Source organism: Holophagaceae bacterium (assembly GCA_016720465.1).
Taxonomy (GTDB): domain Bacteria; phylum Acidobacteriota; class Holophagae; order Holophagales; family Holophagaceae; genus JANXPB01.
Map to the genome: position 1 here is coordinate 263929 of JADKKO010000004.1, position 18199 is coordinate 282127.

At 64.2% G+C, this 18199-nt stretch carries 19 protein-coding genes; 7 read left to right on the forward strand and 12 right to left on the reverse strand.

Features of this window, described 5'->3' with window-relative positions; translation table 11 throughout:
* Window position 1: 1 nt before the first annotated feature.
* Together IPQ13_08595 and IPQ13_08600 are read right to left on the reverse strand one after the other, a co-directional pair.
* Window positions 2-940 carry a bifunctional riboflavin kinase/FAD synthetase gene (locus tag IPQ13_08595; GenBank protein MBL0210951.1) on the reverse strand — a complete coding sequence of 313 codons (939 nt, stop codon included), beginning with the start codon at window positions 938-940 and terminating at the stop codon, window positions 2-4.
* Window positions 940-1896, reverse strand: coding sequence for a TerC family protein (locus tag IPQ13_08600; GenBank protein MBL0210952.1), 957 nt, complete (start codon window positions 1894-1896; stop codon window positions 940-942). Before IPQ13_08600 ends, IPQ13_08595 begins: the two co-directional genes overlap by 1 nt.
* Before the next feature lie 28 nt (window positions 1897-1924).
* On the opposite strand from IPQ13_08600, the gene IPQ13_08605 reads away from it, so the two are divergent.
* On the forward strand, window positions 1925-2641 hold the full coding sequence (locus tag IPQ13_08605) for a 16S rRNA (uracil(1498)-N(3))-methyltransferase (GenBank protein MBL0210953.1): 717 nt from the start codon (window positions 1925-1927) through the stop codon (window positions 2639-2641).
* 65 nt (window positions 2642-2706) lie between these two features.
* On the opposite strand, the gene IPQ13_08610 is transcribed toward IPQ13_08605, so the two are convergent.
* The 4 genes from IPQ13_08610 to IPQ13_08625 all read right to left on the reverse strand — a co-directional run bounded on the left by IPQ13_08610 (window position 2707) and on the right by IPQ13_08625 (window position 6756).
* Window positions 2707-2976 carry a TMEM165/GDT1 family protein gene (locus IPQ13_08610; protein MBL0210954.1) on the reverse strand — a complete coding sequence of 90 codons (270 nt, stop codon included), beginning with the start codon at window positions 2974-2976 and terminating at the stop codon, window positions 2707-2709.
* Window positions 2977-3056: 80 nt separating this feature from the next.
* Window positions 3057-3698, reverse strand: coding sequence for a hypothetical protein (locus tag IPQ13_08615; GenBank protein ID MBL0210955.1), 642 nt, complete (start codon window positions 3696-3698; stop codon window positions 3057-3059).
* 81 nt (window positions 3699-3779) lie between these two features.
* Entirely contained in the window at window positions 3780-5237 is a 1458-nt protein-coding gene (locus tag IPQ13_08620; GenBank protein ID MBL0210956.1) for a response regulator, read from the reverse strand.
* Between the two features lie 211 nt (window positions 5238-5448).
* Window positions 5449-6756, reverse strand: a complete 1308-nt coding sequence (locus tag IPQ13_08625; GenBank protein ID MBL0210957.1) for a hypothetical protein — start codon at window positions 6754-6756, stop codon at window positions 5449-5451.
* A 48-nt stretch (window positions 6757-6804) separates the two neighbouring features.
* Here IPQ13_08625 and IPQ13_08630 point away from each other — a divergent pair, with 48 nt between their 5' ends.
* Entirely contained in the window at window positions 6805-7299 is a 495-nt protein-coding gene (locus tag IPQ13_08630; GenBank protein ID MBL0210958.1) for a class IV adenylate cyclase, read from the forward strand.
* Between the two features lie 115 nt (window positions 7300-7414).
* Here the strand turns inward: IPQ13_08630 and IPQ13_08635 are convergent, their stop codons facing one another.
* The 5 genes from IPQ13_08635 to IPQ13_08655 all read right to left on the reverse strand — a co-directional run bounded on the left by IPQ13_08635 (window position 7415) and on the right by IPQ13_08655 (window position 13353).
* Window positions 7415-10570 carry an efflux RND transporter permease subunit gene (locus tag IPQ13_08635; protein ID MBL0210959.1) on the reverse strand — a complete coding sequence of 1052 codons (3156 nt, stop codon included), beginning with the start codon at window positions 10568-10570 and terminating at the stop codon, window positions 7415-7417.
* Window positions 10560-11690, reverse strand: a complete 1131-nt coding sequence (locus IPQ13_08640; protein ID MBL0210960.1) for an efflux RND transporter periplasmic adaptor subunit — start codon at window positions 11688-11690, stop codon at window positions 10560-10562. Before IPQ13_08640 ends, IPQ13_08635 begins: the two co-directional genes overlap by 11 nt.
* A complete protein-coding gene (locus IPQ13_08645) occupies window positions 11687-12865 on the reverse strand; it encodes a TolC family protein (protein ID MBL0210961.1) in 1179 nt (392 codons plus the stop codon). Before IPQ13_08645 ends, IPQ13_08640 begins: the two co-directional genes overlap by 4 nt.
* 69 nt (window positions 12866-12934) lie before the next feature.
* Window positions 12935-13201 (reverse strand): hypothetical protein, encoded by a 267-nt coding sequence (locus IPQ13_08650; GenBank protein MBL0210962.1) that lies wholly within the window; start codon window positions 13199-13201, stop codon window positions 12935-12937.
* Window positions 13198-13353, reverse strand: coding sequence for a hypothetical protein (locus IPQ13_08655; GenBank protein MBL0210963.1), 156 nt, complete (start codon window positions 13351-13353; stop codon window positions 13198-13200). Before IPQ13_08655 ends, IPQ13_08650 begins: the two co-directional genes overlap by 4 nt.
* A gap of 245 nt (window positions 13354-13598) precedes the next feature.
* On the opposite strand from IPQ13_08655, the gene IPQ13_08660 reads away from it, so the two are divergent.
* From IPQ13_08660 to IPQ13_08675, 4 genes are all read left to right on the forward strand, one after another.
* Entirely contained in the window at window positions 13599-14129 is a 531-nt protein-coding gene (locus tag IPQ13_08660; protein MBL0210964.1) for a GNAT family N-acetyltransferase, read from the forward strand.
* The gene (locus IPQ13_08665) at window positions 14126-14893 is read left to right on the forward strand and encodes a 1-acyl-sn-glycerol-3-phosphate acyltransferase (GenBank protein ID MBL0210965.1); all 768 of its coding nucleotides are present in this window, start codon (window positions 14126-14128) and stop codon (window positions 14891-14893) included. Before IPQ13_08660 ends, IPQ13_08665 begins: the two co-directional genes overlap by 4 nt.
* A gap of 13 nt (window positions 14894-14906) precedes the next feature.
* Window positions 14907-15851 (forward strand): arginase family protein, encoded by a 945-nt coding sequence (locus IPQ13_08670; protein MBL0210966.1) that lies wholly within the window; start codon window positions 14907-14909, stop codon window positions 15849-15851.
* Between the two features lie 85 nt (window positions 15852-15936).
* The gene (locus IPQ13_08675; GenBank protein ID MBL0210967.1) at window positions 15937-16452 is read left to right on the forward strand and encodes a hypothetical protein; all 516 of its coding nucleotides are present in this window, start codon (window positions 15937-15939) and stop codon (window positions 16450-16452) included.
* 120 nt (window positions 16453-16572) lie between these two features.
* On the opposite strand, the gene IPQ13_08680 is transcribed toward IPQ13_08675, so the two are convergent.
* Complete coding sequence (locus tag IPQ13_08680; GenBank protein MBL0210968.1) at window positions 16573-17727, reverse strand: PLP-dependent transferase; 1155 nt, start codon at window positions 17725-17727, stop codon at window positions 16573-16575.
* A 46-nt stretch (window positions 17728-17773) separates the two neighbouring features.
* On the opposite strand from IPQ13_08680, the gene IPQ13_08685 reads away from it, so the two are divergent.
* A complete protein-coding gene (locus IPQ13_08685) occupies window positions 17774-18199 on the forward strand; it encodes a nuclear transport factor 2 family protein (protein MBL0210969.1) in 426 nt (141 codons plus the stop codon).

Genomic DNA, 18199 nt, shown 5'->3' on the forward strand with positions numbered 1-18199 from the left:
TTTAACCCAACCGATGATTGTCCCACCAAGCCTGGCCTTCCGCCACATCAGAGGCGATCTGGGCCCGCAGGGTTTCGATGCTGCCGAAGCGCCGCTCGCCGCGGATGCGGTGCAGGAAGCGCAGTTCCATGGAAGCGCCGTACAGGTCCCCATCGAACCCGGGCAGGTAGGTTTCCACCGAAAGGACCTGCCCGGAGAAAGTGGGCTTCTCGCCAATGTTCGTCAAACCCAGGCGGGGAGATTCCCAGTACCGGCTCCGCACTTCGACCACGTAGACACCGAAGGCCGGCAGTTGTTCTTGTTCCCAGCGCAGGTTCGCCGTGGGATACCCGAGATGGCGGCCCCGCCGCTCTCCTTCGATGACGATTCCCGTCAGGGCATAGGGATGGCCGAGCAGCACCGCCGCCTGGGCCACATCCCCGGCATTCAACGCCTGGCGGATGCGCGTGCTGGACAGGCGCCCGCCATCGGGAGCTTTGAGGGCATGGGCGAAGACCGTGCAGCGGGCCTGCCTGCCCCAGGCCTCCAGCGTATGGAAATCCCCCGCGCGGTTCCGCCCAAAGGCGAAGGCGCGGCCCACATGCAGTTCCACTGGGGACAAGGCGCGTTTGATCTCATGCAGGAAGGCGCTGGGGCTCAATTCGGAGAAGGACCGGGAAAAAGGCACCACCCAGGCCAGGTCCATGCCGGCGGCGGCGAATTCGGCGAGACGCTGCTGGAGGGTCATGAGCAGCAGAGGCTTGCGTTCCGGCGCCACCACGACCGTGGGATGGGGGTCGAAGGTGACGACGGCGGCGGGCAGCTTCTGCTCCCTCGCCCGGGAAGCGGCATGTTCCAGCAATTCGCGGTGGCCCCGATGGACGCCATCGAAATTCCCGAGCGTCACCACATGCGGACCCGCCGCGGGCGCAGCTTCCAGCTTGTGGTGCCAGACCTCCATCACTCTCCTTCTTCGGAGACGGCGGGCCAGGCCAAGCTGATCGCCACACTCAGGACCAGAACCGCGAGGATCACCAGGAGCGAGACCATCGTCGGGATTTTGATCCACTCGGCGATGCACATTTTGACGCCCACGAAAGCCAGGATGACCGCAAGCCCCGTCTTGAGCCGGTGGAAGCGGTCCATCATCTTCGCCAGCAGGAAGTACAGGCTCCTAAGGCCCAGGATGGCAAATACGTTCGAGGTGTAGACGACGAAGGGATCGCGCGTGACGGCCAGCACGGCGGGAATGGAATCCACGGCGAACACCACGTCGGTGATCTCCACGCTCAGGAGCACCAGGAGCATGGGCGTGGCGAAACGGCGGCCCTCCTTGAAGGTGAAGAAGTGTTCAAGGCCCCCCTTCTCATCAAAGGGAATCATCCGCTTGAACAACCGCACCGCCGGGTGCTCGGAAGGATCCCGCTCCTCATCCTCGGTGACCAGCATCTTGATCCCGGTGAACACCAGGAAGCCGCCAAAGACGTAGATCATCCATTCGAACCGGTGCAGGAGCGCGGTTCCCGCCAGGATCATGCCCGCGCGCATCAACAGCGCGCCCAGCACGCCCCAGAAGAGGACCCGGTGTTGATGCCTCAATTCCACCCGGAAACTGGCAAAAATCAGCACGAAGACAAACAGGTTGTCCACGCTCAGGGACTTCTCCAGCAGATAGGCCGTGAGCCATTCCAGGCCCTCCTGGGGGCCCTTCGCCTTGAATATCAGCAGGTTGAAGACCAGGGCCAGCGTGATCCAGACGCTGCTCCAGACCGCGGCCTCCTTCACGCTTGGGGCATGGACCTTCCGGTTGAACACCCCCAGATCCAATGCGAGCATCGCGAACACGAAAACATGGAATCCCAGCCAAGCCCACCAAGGTGCCGCATTTAATAAGATTTCGACCAAGAATCCTCCCATTCCAGTCTACAGGCCTTGAGAATGGGGTATGAGCTTGCCGCGGCTGATCGTCTCCACTCCGGGCCCCAATCACGAAGGCCGGCTGCTAGTCCTGGCTCCCGACCAGGCTCGGCATCTGCATGCGCTCCGGATGAAGCCCGGGGCCGCCTTGGAGCTGTTGCTGGAGGATGGCCCCTGGCAGGCGGATCTCACGGGAATAGCCCGGGATGCGGCCCAGGTCCGGCTCATATCGCCCCTGCAGGAAGTCCGGGAAGCGCCGGTCGACATCCATGCCTGCCTGCCCATCACGACCCACCTGGCCACCTGGGAGGATTGGCTGCCCCCGCTCGTGGAGCTGGGCGCGACGCACATCCACCCCATCATTTACGCCCGGAGCGAATTCGATGCCCGCCGGACGCTGGGCAAGGCGGAGCGGTGGTCCCGGCTTATTTCCTCTGCGGTGGAACAGAGCCATCGGAGCCGGATTCCCAAGTTGTTTCCCGCGCAACCCTTCGAGTTCCTGCTGGAATGCAACATTCCCCAACGCTGGGTCGCTTATGAAGCCGCCACGGACACCGCCAATCCGGCCCTGGGCCTGGAGGCCCTGGCCTTCACCTGCGGACCCGAAGGCGGGATCGCCGATCGGGAAATCGCGGCGCTGAGAGGCGCCGGTTGGCAGCCTGTCTGCCTGGGGCGCAGCATCCTCCGGGCGGCCACCGCCCCCATCGCCATGCTAGGCGCCATCCAATTCCAGTTGAACCGCTAGGCGCCGAAAAAGCGGAGCGCGAAGCAAGAGCCGCAGGCTCCCTCATCGGAACCTAGTCAGGCCATTCAGCCCTTCACCACGACCCAGATTCCCACGGCGATGAAGGCTCCGCCCGCGATGTAGCGGATCAGGTGCTCGGGAACCACGCGGAACAGGGCCTCCCCCACGGTGACGCCGATGGCCGTGGCGACGATGAGGGCGGCGCTGGCGGCCAGGAAGACCGTGAGCATCGCGCCGCTCTTGGCGGTGGCGGTCATGGCCGCAAGCTGGGTCTTGTCCCCCAGCTCCGCCAAAAAAACCGTCGCGAAGGTGGACCAGAATAGCGATCGCGTCATAGGGCCTCCGCGACCATGTTAAATCAGAAACGGCGCGCGACTGACCCAGCGCGGCAGTCTTTCAGACGCCCAATGACAGCTCAGGAGGCGACCAGGGCCTTCAATTCGTCGTTTCCGTATTCAGACGCGCAACTCACCACGATGGCGCAATGTCCGGGCTGGCTGGGGGGGAGCTCCACATGCCCATGGAAGATGCCCTCGTCGTCGGTCTTGCCATTGAGCAGCGGCGCGGCTTTCTTTAGGCTCGAGATGAGCCGGATGGCCACGTCGGCGCCACGCACGGGATTCTGGCTGTTGGTCAGGCGGGCGCGCATCTGAACGTCGAAGAGCTTGCCGAAGACCGGCGCCAGGGGTTTCTCGAGCACCAGTTCCAGGGTGTCCACCTCGCCCTCCTGCTGCAGGAACTCGAGGATGGCCTGGTCGAGGCTGCGCTCATTGAAGACCTGCTGCTCCTGGAGATCAGGCGGCGTGCTGTCGTACTTGCCGTTCTTGATATCCCGGATGATGGCTTTGTGCTGCTCGTCCATCCGGAGCTGGATCGCGGCATCGGATACCGGGGGATTGGCCAGCATGTCTTCGTAGGAAGACCTGTAGCTGTCGAGGATCTCGCCGCCCACATAGATCAGGGTTTCAATCTTCGGATTGGAGAATCCTTTATCCTCGGTCTGGATATGGTAGATCCGATTGCCGTGCCGGACGTCGGTGTTGTAGCCAGTGATCATTCCGTTGAGCCTATGCGCGAATTCAATGGGAAACCGGGGCCGGTTCCAGGGTGTGGGTATGAGCGGTGCCGTTGACTGGAACTAACGTGGCAATTTCTCGGCCAACTCCGGCATCAACTCCCATGCTATCTCACGAAGGGCCTGATCACCCAGCCTGGCCACCACGGCTTTTGCCAAGGCATCCATCAAGACTGGATCTGACATGAGCACTTGCACCAGGGCGCCCGCATCGCGCGGGAGTTCCCCGCCGGAAGCTGCGACAGGGAGCCCGGGCGTGGGCATGGCGATGGCGGGAGCGGGCATTGGAACCGCGGTGGGGCCAGGCGCAGGCTCAGACACGGCTGGGAGGGCATAGGCGGAAACAGACGGGAAGGCCGAATCCTCATGGAATTCAGCCTGCGGCAAGGCCTCCTCGAACACGGGTTGCGCAGGCCTTTCGTAATCCGGCATCTCGGTGGCGATGGTTTCGAAATCCGGTGCCTCGCCAAGATCTGCCAACGCATGCGCAGGGATGTCCTCGGAGAGGACTTCATGGGGGGGGAAGCCTGGCGCCTCGGGTGCACGAGCGGCGATGGCCTGGGCGTAGGTCGCCAAGCCCGGGATGGCCAACGTGTCCTCTTCAAGCATTTCGTCCGTGAAAGCAGGGGCTTGGGCCGCCAGGGGAGGTTCCGCATGAAGGCCGGCTCCGGCTTCGTCCACCGCGGGGAGTTCCCCGGCTGGGGGCGCCTGGAAGTCCATCTCGGCCTCCCCAACTTCGGGCAGGGTCGGAGCCGCTTCGCTGGGCAGGTCCTTGAGAGCCTCCAGGTCCAGCTCCTCCAAGTCCAAGGTCGCGTCCATGGCGCCCACCGGAGGCGTGGGCGCTTCGTGTTCGACCTGCGCCATGGCTTCGGCCGCGGCCTGGGCTTGCAGGAAATCCGGAGAGCCGGGTTCGAGCGGCGCATCTTCGAACCAGAAATCCTCAGGCGTGAGGAGCAGCAGATCATCCTGCTCGTCAGGGCCGCTTTCGACATCGTCGAATGCTGCCACGCCTCGCTGGACCTCCGGCGGCGGAGGGCCGTCTACCACGCCCCGGAACTCCGGCAGGCTTTTTATTTTTGTGCCCGGCACGGTGGAGAAAGGCGAGAGGACGGTGGGGTCCGCTTCGGCTTCAGCTGGTTCCGCAAGGGTCACGGGCGTGGCGAGCAGGTGCTGGACCCGCTCGGCCAATTCACGCAACTCGATCGGTTTTTTGATGAAACCCTGGATCGGCGCATGCTTGAGTTTTTCTGGATCCACCGTGTCCAGCACCCCCGCCATCATCGCGATGGGGATGTAGGCGGAATCCGGATGCTTGCGCATCCGCGACAGCAATTCCCAGCCATCCATCACGGGCATCGCCGTATCCAGCAAGGCCACATCGAACCGTTCGCCGGAATCCAGCAACATCAATGCTTCGCTGGCCGAACCCACGCAATATAATTCAATGGAACTCGAGCCGAGAAGCGTTTCCGCGATCTTGTGAATGCTGGGGTTGTCGTCCACAAGGAGAAGGCGGGGCATGGTTTCCTCGGGCGGATCACTGCATGAGTTACTGCGATCACGCTACCAGAATCAAGGGGAAGTCTGTGAATGAATTAGGGGGCGCTGCGAAATAACCAGCGCCTTCCCGGCCCGCCGATCCACCGCCTTGACTGGGTCCGGGACCGGAGAGATCGCAGACCCTTTTGCCGGACCGCACGCGCGCCCGGGCCACCCCAGCAGCGGCCTGATTTCAATCCGCGGCCCCCTTGAGTTTGCGCAACCGCTCGGTGCCCACCAGATGCACCAGCAGAATGCGGTCCCCCACCCACACCCAAGCCACGCCCTCCAATTCCCGCAGCGCCACCTGCGGCCCATGGGGAAGCCAGCCACGGACAGAAGCGCGCAGGTTCGAAGCCGCCCGCCACTCGGCCCGGTAGGCGCCGGTCAAGGAGCCCCGCTGACGTTCCCTGGGCAGTGGCGATCCACCCTCGTTCCAGCGCAAATCCCAGGCGGTCAGGGCCCCCTGGGCCTCATCCTTCCGCCACAACCAGGCGGCATCGTAGGCCGGCCAGGGCGCAAGATCCTCTGGGACCACCTGCCATTCCGAGGCTCCCACCTCGCTGCGGGACCGCACGGCACCGTCGGGGGAGGGCGTCACGAGCCCCATCCACCGGGGCGGCTGGGCGGACAGGATGCCAGGGCCGCTGGCATCCCGGCGCCAAACGCCATCCCGCAGCCGCCATAGGGTCCAGACACTTTCGGTCGAGACCCACAGGCGGTCCCGCCGAGGCATCCACACCTGGCTGCCCAGATGCCAGGGGAGGAGCAATTTGGGGCCCGGCAAATCCTTTCCGTCATCCCAGAGCTGTTCAAGCCGCACGGCCAATCCGCGGGGCGCCCCCGGCAGGCCATCCTCATTCCAGGGAGCCAAGCTGGAATCGGGCCAATCCCCCTCCACCGGAAGGCTGGTGAGCAACAACCGAGGGGCCTGGGAGGGATCGGGCAGCCCCAGCAATACCGCCTTCCCGTCCCAGCTGAAGCGGCTCCAGGGGCCGCTTTCCACCGCCCAGAGAACCCGGCCTTCGGGCACTTCCAGGAGCCTTGTCTGGAAGTGCCCGCGGCCAAGGCTGAGGGTCACCAGCAGCCGATTGTGCTTGCCTGGGTCCATGCGTGCGGAGGCCAAAGGCGCGTCGAACCGGTAATGGCGCCATTCCAGACCATGCCACAACGCCACTTCGCTCCGCCCGGCGGGTCCATTGAGCGCCACGGCTTGATCGGACAGAAAGGGCGAGGCAGGCTCCCAAGCGGTTCCGAAACCGCCTTCGGGAGGCCAGGATTCCCATTGATCCGGATCTTGCGCCGCCGTGAAGCGCGGAGCCCATCCATCTTCCAGACGCAGGTCCGCGATGGCCTCGAAGCTGTCCAGATTCAAGCTGAGCACCGCCGAATCCGGAGCCACCCCGCCTTCCCGCGGGGGCTTGAATGCCTGGACCACCGCCACCAGCAAAAGCATGCCGGCGATGAATAGCGTGGCAATGAGGTAGCGTTTCTGTGGCACCGATGACAGATTAACGGGATGGCACAGAGCAACCCGTTAGAAACCGAAGTGAAACTGCGCATTCCCTCCGCAGAAGCCCTGGGTCCCCTGCTGGCCGCCTTGAGTTTCACCCCGCTGGAACCCATGCAGGACGAGGAAAGCGTCCTCTGGGACCGGGATGGGGAACTCTTCGCCCAAGGCAGCGCCTTGCGCCTTCGCCGCTACGCCGGCAAGTCGCTGCTCACCTGGAAGGGGCCGCAGCAGCCGGACCCAGAGCTGAAGATCCGTCCTGAGATCCAGACGGTGGTAGTGGATCACGAAGCCATGGAAGGCCTCCTTTCGGCCCTGGGATATACCCCGGTGCTGCGAATGATCAAGCGCCGGGCGACTTTCAAGCGGGAAGAACTCGAAGCCTGTCTGGATGAAACCTCCTTCGGCAGCTATCTGGAACTGGAAGGCGATCCCCGGGCCATCCGGCTGGCCATGGAGCATCTGGGCCTGGATGCCTCCCACATCGAGCCCCGAAGCTACGCCGCGCTGTTTAAGGAACAGGGCCTCGCCTAAGCAAGGCCAGTGTTGTGTCGAATATGTCGTCTTACTAAATGATGGAATTCCATCTCGCGCCGCCGGTGATCCGGAGGCCACATAGGCCTCCAGACTCTACAAACCGGGTCTCGATTTATTCAGGCAGATGCGGGACCGTCTCTCCGGGCTTGCCAACCCAGGCGTAGAAGCTCGGAAGGGCCAGGAGGGTGAACAACGTGGAAGTGATCAGGCCTCCAACCATCACGATGGCGAGGGGCCGTTCCAACTCGCTGCCGCCGATGCCGAAGAGCATGGGCATCAGGCCGAGGATGGCAGCGCCTGCGGTCATGAGCTTGGGGCGCACCCGGCCGATGGAGGCTTCCCGGATGGCCTCGGCGAAGGGCATGCCTTCGGCCATCAAGTTTTTGGCCTGGATGATGAGCACCAGGCTGTTCTGCACAGCCACGCCGAAAAGCCCGATCACGCCGACGATGGAACTGATGTTCCAGGTCTCGCCCGCCAACCACAGGGCGATCAGCCCGCCTGCGAAAGCGTTCGGCAGTGTGGCGACCACCGCCAGCACTTCCCGCCAGCGTCCCAAAGCCAAGTAAAGGAGCCCCACCACCAGGACCAGGGCGACGGCGATGGCCACGCTCATCCTCCGCTCCGTTTCCCGGGCTTCCTCGATCTGGCCGCCGATCTTGACGACGGTGCCCTTGGGCAGTGACATCTCCGCCATGGCCTTCTCGACGCGGGCAGCGGTGCCACCCAGATCCCCCTTGGTCCTGATGTTGATGGCGAGGCGGCGCTGGGCGGCTTCCCGACGGATGAGGCTGGGGGTTGTCGTTTCGTCGAACCGCGCGACCTGACCCAGTTCCACGATGCGGCCGTCCTCCAGAACGATGGGCAGCCGTTTGAGCTTTTCAGGACTCACGCGGCCATCGTTGGGGAAGCGCAGGATCCGATCAATGCGTTGAGGCCCGTCGAAGCGGGAGTCCACCTCCAGTCCCTGGAGGCTGGCTTTCAAAGTCTGGGCCACCATGGTGCGCGGCACATTGAGCCGCCGTAGCGCATCCTCGTCCGGCACGATGCGCCACTTGGGCAGAGGGCCGCTGTCATCCGGGCTCACGGAGGCAACTCCGTCGACCTTGCTAAGGTGTTCCTGGATCTCCGGGAGTTTGGCCTGGAGGGCATCCAAATCCGGATTGAAGAGCTTCACCTGAATATCCGCAGGTGTGCCACCCGTGCTTTCTGACAACCGCATCTGCATGGGTGTGGTCAGCTCGACGGAATAGGGAAGGTCCTCGATGGCTTCCGTCACATCCCGTTCGACGGCCTTCGTCCCCCGCTTGCCGTCCAGCACCACCAAAACGTCGCTGATGGTGTGGGGCATGGGGTCCTCGGTCAGCTCGGCACGGCCGGTGCGGCGGTATACCGAAGCAACCCCAGGCACCTTGGCTAGTTTTTCTTCCAATTGGATATTCGCTTCGTCCACGGAGGCCAAGCTCGTTTCTGCGGGCAGGCGGGAATTGAGCATCAACGCTCCCTCATCCAGCTTGGGGAGGAAGTTACTGCCAAGATTGAAAGCCAATACCAGGCTTGGGATGGTGATGGCCAAGGCGATCAATTGGACCATGGCCCCATGGCGCATGGCCCATTCCAGGCGGGGTTTGTAGAACCGCTTGATGGCCACAACGAAGCGCGGCTCCTCCAGCGATATACCAGGCGGCAGGAACCGCTCCACCAGGGCCGGGACCAGGGTGAAGCTGAGGATCAGGCTGAGGGTCATGGCCGAAGCCACGGCCACGGCCAAAGGCGCATAGAGGCGGCCCGCCAGGCCACCGATGGCCAGCAGTGGAATGAACACCGCCAAAATCACCAGTACCGCCGTGAGGATGGGGACGCCCACTTCGGCGGCGGCCCGGATCAGGGCCACGCGCCGGGGTTCGATGTGTTCCTTGTGTTGGTGCAGCCGGTGGGCGAGATTCTCCACCATGATCACGGCGGCATCTACCAAAAGTCCTACCGAGATGGCGAGCCCGCCCAAAGTCATGGCATTGAGGCCCATGCCCATTGCCTTCAGGGGAATTGCCGCACCGAAAGTGGCAAGGGGCAGTACGGCAATGACCAGTAGCGCTCCACGGAAGTTTCCCAGCAGTAGAACAAGCACTGCGGCCACGAACAACCCGCCCAGGAGCAGCGCCATGGTGACGCCGTTGAGAGCGCTCGTGACAAGGGCGCCCTGGTCGTACATAAGGGTGAGAGACATGCCTTCAGGTAGTCCTTTGCGGAGTTCTTCCAGGGCCTTGCGGACTTCGACGGCCGTGCCCAACACGTCTGCCGTAGGCTGCTTCACCACGCGCAGGCTTACGTCCTCATGGCCTTCATGACGGGCCAGGCCGCGCCGGAAGGCGGGACCTTCCCGCACGTCGGCCACATCGCCGAGCTGCACCATGCCGCGGTGGGCTCGGAGGGGGAGGTGACGGATGTCTTCGGTGGTAGCCGCGAGGCTGCCCACGGTCATGAACCAGCCTTTGTCCTGGATTTCCATGACGCCTGCGGCCGTGTCCTGGGCGCTGCCTTTCATGGCATCCGCCACCTGATCTAGGCTGACCCCCTGAAGTCGCATCCGCTCGGGATCGAGGGTGACTTGTAGCTGGCGTTCTTCACCTCCCAGGCGTTCCACCCGGGCCACGCCCGGCACAGCCTGGAGTCGCGGGACCAGGACTTTTTCGGTGAGGTCCCGCAAACGCATGAGATCTACCGAAGGTCCCTCCAGCACGATTTCCTGGATCTCCTGGAGACGCCCCGCAGCGCTGGACATCAGGGGTGGTCGGGTCCCTTCAGGGAAATTGCCGACGATGCCTGACAGGCGTTCGGCCACAAGCTGACGCGCCCGCCAAGGGTCGGTGTCACCCTCGAAAGCCACCACCACCTGGACAACTTCGGCCTGAATGGTAGTGACCACACGCTTGACGCCCGGAAGGCCGCCCACGGCCTGTTCCACGGGCTGGGCGACCGTGAGTTCCAATTCCGTAGCTGCCCGGCCTGGACTTTGGATGAGCAGATTCAGAGACGGCAAAGTGAGATCAGGAAACAGGTCCCGCTTCAGGTTCAAGAAGGTCGCGATGCCCGCGACCAACCATACCAAGGCCAGCGCAAACACCCAACCCTTGCGGGGCAGCAGCCAGTCGAACCAGCGGCGGATGAGGGTCCGGTGCTGAGGTGTATAGACGGCGTAGGGATCGTGCGCCATGTGCGGATCAAGAGGGATTTCCTCATCGTTCGGCAAGTTGGGCTCAGTGGTCATGGTCCTCACCTCCGCTCTTGCGCTTGATTTGGAGTGATTTCAAGAGGTAGGCCCCTTCGCCCACCACGGTCTCGCCGGTCTTCACGCCCTCCAGCACCATCACGTCGCCGCCGAGTTCCACACCGCGTTTGACGGGACGGAATACAGCCTCTTCACCCTCCTTCACAAAGACGCCCCAGGTTCCTTCCACTTGCTGCAAGGCGCTTTGAGGCAGCACGATGGCCTTGGTGAGAGGCACATGCACTTCGAGCGGTGTGCCGGGAATGGGTAAGGGACCTCCCGACAGCCGGAGGCGATAGCTCAGCCGCCGGGTGTCTCCCGTCAGCGCTGCGGGCATTCCTTCCAGCCGGGCTTTCCAGTGGTGTCCATCGGCCCGCCGGACCTCTGTGATCGTTCCTGGAGACCAGTTCTGGGGTGCCGGAAGGGTCAGTTCCAGACGCGCCAAGGAAGCGGCACCAGATTGAAAACCACCCAGTTCCTGGCCCGCTTCAACGCCCTGGCTGAGCTGCACTTTGTAAACAGCAACGGTTCCGGCACTGGGAGCTTTCATCGTGAACGTGGCTCCAGCAGACTCGGGGCGCAGGCCCCGGGCCTCCAGGGCCAGACGGGAAGCTTCCTCGTCAGCCTGGGCCGTCGCGGCCTCGCTACGGGCCGCCTCCAAGTCGCGGCGGGAACCGGCCTGGGCCTCGAACAAGCGCTGCTCACGCGCCAACTCAGCTTCAGCCCTTTGCTGTTTGGCTTTCGCGGCAAGCCAATCACCCTTCAGTCGCGCCAGTTCTGGGCTCTGGAGGGTGAGCAGGGCCACGCCGGAACCCACATGTTTTCCAGGCGGGACCAAGATCGCCGAGATGATGCCCTTTACGGGTGTGGTGAGCATGGCCTGGGCGGATTCATCTCCGATGGCCTCCGCGGGATACCACGCACCCTCCGCTTTGGGCTCGGGTACCTGCATGAAGTGCAGGCCGCGAACAGATTTCAGCGGCAAACGATTCAAGTCCTCGTTCGCGATCGTCTGTGCGGGAGGCTCAGCGGTTGGCGCAGCTGCTTCCTTCTTGGGATCGCAGGCAGTGAAGGCGATAAGCGCAAGGCTCAAGGCAGAAATTCGAAGCAAATTGTTCATGGGTTGTTCCCATCGGTGAGGGCCTGGAGTTCGGCGGTAAGAAGATGGGCGGCGTGCAGGCGGCGTAGCGAGGCCACCTGGGCTTCCAAGAGCTGGCGGCGGATGGGCAGCGCTTCAGAAGGCCGCTCCTTCCCTTCGCTAAGACGCATGCCCACGGCGCGGAGCGCGGTATCGAAGGATGCGAAGGGCGTTGGCGCGGATGTGTTCACAAGCCGGGTCAGAGCCGATTGGAAACGCGCATCCAGCTCAATCCTGGCAATCTCCAGTTCCTGTTTGGCCGCGGAGAGATTGGCCTCGGTTTCCCGATGGATCGCCCGTGTCTCCCCGGGTCTCGGGAAGCGGTAGGCGAAGCCCAGCTTGGTAATGCGCTCCTCGCCTTCCCGGCTGGTGCTGCCACGCAGGCTCCACCGGCTCGTAGACAAAGCCTCCTGCTGGCGAAGGGTTTGCTCCTCCAGCTCCAACCTCGCGTCGATGGCGCGTCGAAGCGAGCTGCGATCGAACCGGGCTGGTAGATCCTGGGCAGGCAAGAAGACGGGATCTCCGGAATCTGCCAGAGGAACCGGCGCAGCAGGCACGGCTGAAACCGTGCGCAGGTTCGCCCATGCCTGCAGGCGATTCCGCCGGGCCTCATCCAAATCTAATTGAGCCTTCAGCGCCTCTCCTTCGACAAGGCTGACTTGGAAGGCTGGATCAGCCCCAGCCTCCAGCCGGACCCTCGCAGCTTGAAGCCAGGTCTGCACGGTGGTGAGGTCCGCCTCGCGCAGCACCAGCAAGCGTTCCGCGAGCCAGGCCTCCAGGTAGGCTTGGCGCAAGCGGAACCGGGCCTCGATGCGGGCGGACTCCCGCAGCGCGGGATCTGCTTTACCGAGTGCTTTCTCCAGGCGCCGTTGGGTGCTCTGGGATAGAAAAAGTGGCAGGTCGATTTCCACTGTGCGGTCGGTTGTGGTTGGGGTCAGCGGCGAACTGCGCGGACCCGCGGAGAATCCAATGGATGGACCCTCCCGCAGCAGTCCGCTGGATCCACGGAGCTGTCGCTCCCGGCCAGCCAGCAGTGCTTCAGTTCGAAGCTGTTCAGGGCTGGTTCGCGCGCGCTGAAGAATTTCATCATATGAAAGGGGTGCAGATGCCTGCGCAACCAACACGCAGGGCAAGGCCCCCAGGAAAAGGATTCTCATTCAGACCTCGGAAGAAGGACGGATAGCCAGGCAGGGCTAGGCCCGGCGACGCTCGAATTCAGCGGTTCCTCACGCCTTCGGCGGGTCCTTCTCTGGCTCGATGTTGAGGCTGATCAACGCAGGCGCCTGCTCATGTTCATAACGGTTCCGCGGAAGCGGATCGGGTGGCGGCGGTGTCGGGGTGGTAGGAAGGGGCGCCACCGAGCAGCCATCGGAGCAAAGGAGCTGGCAGATTTGAACACACTCGGTGTTGCCGTCTTCACAGCGGTCGAGACCCGCCGCACCCACGTAGAATGCGGTGAGCACCAGGAATAGAGCCGCGATCCAGCGCCTCAACGAGCCCTCCCGGGGCGGTGGCTTTGGGTCGCATGGTGCAGGCACAGGCCGTAGAACATGGATTTGCCGATGCAATTGTAGACGATGTGGTAGTGGACATTGTTTTCAAGCGGGACCTTCAGAGCACAGGCTGGAATGCCTTGGCGCGACATGGGGGGCCCTTTCAATACACGAGCAGTGTAACGGTCTTGCACAATGTCCCAGGCCAAGGTCTTCGAAAGCCTGAGAATGGGCTGTCGTGGCTCAGAAATGCTTGGATTCCAAGATGACAAGGGACTCTGACCGAGAAACTCAGGCCCGGTTCACAGGCCCGTTCCATAAAATCCTCGAACTAGCGACGCAGAAGACACTCCGCCTTCACAGGCAACTCGGATGCTTAGGTTCCAGAGGTGTACCCATGGACCCCGCTCCGCTCGAAATCCAATCGCCCCGCTACGTAGTCCGTCCCCTGGAAAGCGAAGATTTCTGGCATCTGCGCCGCCTCGAAGGCGAAATCTGGGGCGGGGATGCCACCGGCCAGCTCTGTCCTTATTACCTGCGGCTCTGCACGGAACTCTACCCCGAGTGGTGCTTCATCGCGCTGGATGGCGACCGGCCTGTGGGGTATGTGCTGAACTTTCCGAATGGCAAGGTGGCCTACTGCGCCACGCTTGCGGTGCATCCCGACTACCAGAAGGGCAAGGTCAACTACCTGCTGATCCGCGCCATGCTGGGCAAACTTTTTCAGGAAGAGATGAGCGAGTGCCGCTTCCTGGTGGAACCGGAGAACCGGGATGCCCGCAGCGTCCACAACGCCCTTGGCGCCCGCGTCGTGCGCGAAGTGGACGACTACTACCAACGGGGGGACCGCCGCCTCTGGTCCGCCATCACCAAGGCGGATCTCGACCGCGCCCGGGCCCGGTACACCCGGTTGCGGCTGGTGTCGTGAGCTCTGGCCAGAGCCTGCCCGTCACCGGCTGGAAGTACCCATACCTGCCGGCCGAACCGGATGCACCCAGGGGAGCCTGGCATCCCCGGACACTCTGGGCCTGGGGAACGGCGCTCGCCGCCACCGGCTACATCCTGCCCAGGCTCGGCAGGGCCCAGGAACCCGCCCAGGCGCTGAGCCGCTGGTCGCGGAACCTGTTGCGCGCGCTCCAGGTGGAAGTGGAATTATCCGCGCCGGTTCCGGAAGGAGCCCAGCTCTGGGTGGCCAACCACCTCAGCTGGCTGGATCCGGCGGTGCTCATGGCCCAACGGTCCATGGGAACCCTGGCCAAGGCCGAGGTCGCCGCCTATCCCCTGCTGGGCCGCCATGCGCGCCGCGCGGGCCTGCTGTTTGTGGATCGGGAGGACCCGGGATCCCGTGCCGCCGCTCTGCTTGAACTTGTCCGCCATTGGCGGGCGGGCGCGCCCTTCCTGCTCTTCCCCGAAGGCACCACCACCAGCGGAAAGAGGCTGGCTCCGTTCTATGAAGGCGGTTTGAGGGCCGCTTTCCGCTTGGGGCTCACTGTGCTGCCCATGCGCCTGGACAGCCCCGACCCCCATTACCCTTGGATCGGCGAAGCCTCCCTGGCCCCGCACCTCCAGGCCCTCTGCCGTTCACGGCGGACCCGGGTGAGGCTCCGGCCGGGCCCAGTGATGACCGCCACCGGCGATGAAGAGGCCTGGCTGCGGTCCCTCCGGTCGCATCTTGAGCCGCCCCCGCATTGAGGTATCTGCGCCCATGACCCCTGATTTGCTGCTCCAAGGCCTCCGCACGGGCCTTACTCCCTTCCTCGGCCTGCCCCTCCAGCTCGAGCCTTCGGAGGTTCCGGGCGTGGTGCTCGGCGCGCCCTTCGATGGCGGAGTGCTCAACCGCCCCGGCGCGCGCCTGGGCCCGTGGGCGCTGCGCGCCGCGAGTCTGGGCATGGGAAGGCTGCCCATGCCCCTGCGGCTCCAGGGCAGCGGTTCGGATGAGGTTGCCCGGGGCTTCGCAGCCCTGGATTGGGTGGACGGCGGCAACATCCCCACCCGGCCCTTCGGCATCGAGGAGGCGCTCACGGCCGTGCAGGAAACCGTGACGGCGTGGATCGGCCTGGGTGCACGGACACTCATGCTGGGCGGCGACCACCTGATGACCCTGGGCGCCCTGCGGGCTCATTGGCGGAAGCACGGAAAACTGGGCCTGCTCCACTTCGACGCCCATCCGGACGCGGGAAACGGCGAGGCCTGGGGCACCGTCCACCACCACGGGACTTGGGTCCGGGCCGCCATCGAAGAAGGCCTGGTAGACCCCCGGCGCACGGTGCAGATCGGCCTGCGGGCTCCACGTTTCGAGAGCGAGGAACTGGCCTTCCTCGCCAACGCCGGCGTGCGGATGTGGACGCCCTGGGATCTCCGCGATGGCCGCCTGGCGGCGCAGCTGCAGGGCGACATCGCCCGGGTGGCCCAAGGGCCGGCTTACGTGTCCTTGGATCTCGATGTGCTCGATCCCGCCCATTGCCCGGCGGTGGCGGAACCCGTTCCGGGCGGCCTGAGCGTGGTGGAGCTCATCGCGCTGCTGCAGCCCATCCACCGCTGGCCCGCCCCCTGGGTGGGGGCCGACGTGATGGAGCTGGCGCCGACCCTGGGGGGCGCCGGGGACAGCGCGCGGGTGGCTGCCCACCTCGCGTTACAGCTATTTCCCTGAACCGTCCCGCGGAAATCCAGGAACCTTCACGGGGCTTTCACACCTGGAAACCATCCTGGTGGTCATGAACCGAGCGAGGTGTTCCATGCCCATCAGCAACTGGATGTTCCTCCTGCAGCGCCAGTCCGGGGCCAACGAACCCATCACCTGGAATGAGATGGTGGTCGGCTATGATTTCGGCCTCCTGAAACCCGCGGACATCCAGTCCTGGGTCCAAAGCCACGGCTTCCGCGGCGAGGCCTGCGAGCGGCTCGTGGGCCTGGAGGGCGGAGGCCTGGACCGTTTTGAGGAAACGCTTTGGGAGGCCTGCCGCGAATGCACCGGCAAGCTGCCGCGTCCCGGCGGCACGCGCTGGTCCGCGGCCCAGGACCGCTGGCGGCTGGCCCTCATCCGGGACGCCCTGCAGGCGGACCTCACGAGCGAGGCGCTGGCGATCATCCTCGAAAACATCTGGGAGCGCGTGGGCTGCCCCGAGGACATGGTCGGCCTTTGGCACGCCGGCGCGCCCTGGGAAAAACGCAAGGCCACCGTGGACTATGAAGCGCTGCACGATTTCCTGCGCAAGCGGCAGAAGGACGACGGGGATCTGGTTCCGGCCTAGGCCTTTCGCCCACAGTCAAGCTATCAGCCAACAGCTATGAGCCATGAGCCATGAGCCATGAGCCAACATGAATGAGCAAAGCTGATAGCTGATAGCTGAAAGCTGAAAGCTGATAGCCCACTAGGCCTTCAAGGCGCGATCCAGGTCCTCGATGAGATCGCGGACATCCTCGACGCCCACGCTCAGGCGCAACAGGGAATCGGTGATGCCGAGCCTGGCGCGGTCGCCTTCCGGGACGCTGCCGTGGGTCATGGACACGGGATGGCAGATCAGGCTCTCCACGCCGCCCAGGGATTCCGCGAGCGCAAAAATCTTGAAGGCCGCGGCCATCCGGCGCGTGCGTTCGGCATCGCCGGTGTCGAAGCTGACGATGCCCGAAAAACCGGACATCTGGCGCTTGGCGAGTCCATGCTGGGGATGCGATTCCAGGCCCGGGTAGTAGACCGCCTTCAAATCCTTGCGCGCTTCCAGCCAGCGTGCGATCTCAAGCGCGTTGGCGTTGTGGCGTTCCATGCGCAGGTGCAGGGTCTTGGTGCCCCGCAGGATGAGCCAGCTTTCCATGGGCGAGAGGATGGCGCCCGCCGCGTTCTGGATGAAATGCAGCCGCTCGCTCAGTTCACGCGAATTCGTGACCGCCACGCCGCCGATGCTGTCGCTATGCCCATTCAAGTATTTGGTCGTGGAATGGAAGACGAGGTCGGCGCCGAAATCCAGGGGCCGCTGGTTGAAGGGGGTGGCGAAGGTGTTGTCCACGGCCAACAGCGCCGAGGTGCCCAGCTCCTTGAGCAGGCCCCGCACCGCCGCGATATCCGTGATCCCCAGCATCGGATTGGTGGGCGTCTCCAGCATCACGAGTTTCGTGTTGGGCCGGATGGCCCCGCGCAGCGCCTTCAAATCCGAGGTATCCACCTGGGTGTAGGCCAGCCCGAAGCGGGCCATGACCTTGTCCACCAGGCGGAAGGTGCCGCCGTAGACGTTGTCGCCGAGCACCAGATGGTCGCCGCTGGAGAGCAGTTCCAGGATGGCCTGGGTCGCGGCCAGGCCCGACGCGAAGGCGACGCCGAAGTCCGCCCCTTCCAAAGCGGCCAGGTTGCCTTCCACCGCATCCCGGGTGGGGTTGCGGGTGCGGGCGTACTCGAAGCCGCGGTGCTGGTTCAGGCCTTCCTGGATGTAGGTCGATGTGAAATAGACCGGCGTCATGATGGCGCCGCTGTAGGGATCCGGCTGCTGGCCCGCGTGGATGCAGGTGGTGGCGAAGCGCTGCGTGGTGGTCATGAAAATCCCTGGGCCGGACATCGGCCAAAGCTCTAGCATAGAACCCATGCGCCCGATCGCCCTTACGGCTTTGACACTTTGTAGCCTCCTGGGCTGCAAGCAGGGCAGCCCCGAGGACCAGGTGCGGGAAGCCTTCGCCTCCACGGTCGAAGCCCTGGAGAAGAGCGACGCGGGCGCGGCCTCGGACATGCTGTCCCAGGATTTCCAGGGCCCTGAAGGCATGGACCGCGGCGCGGCGCGGCTCTATCTGATGGGCGTGTTCCGGCATCAGAAAGTGGGCGTGGCCGTGCTGGCCAACAAGGTGCAGATCAACCGGGACGGGGCTACGCAGGCGGTGGAGCTGGTGCTCACGGCCAAAGGCGGCGGCCTGATTCCCGAGGACATGGGGCGGCGGAGTTTTGTCATCCGATGGAGAAAGATTGGGAGCCACTGGAAGATCCGGAGCGTCGAATCCATGGGGCCGAATCCATAA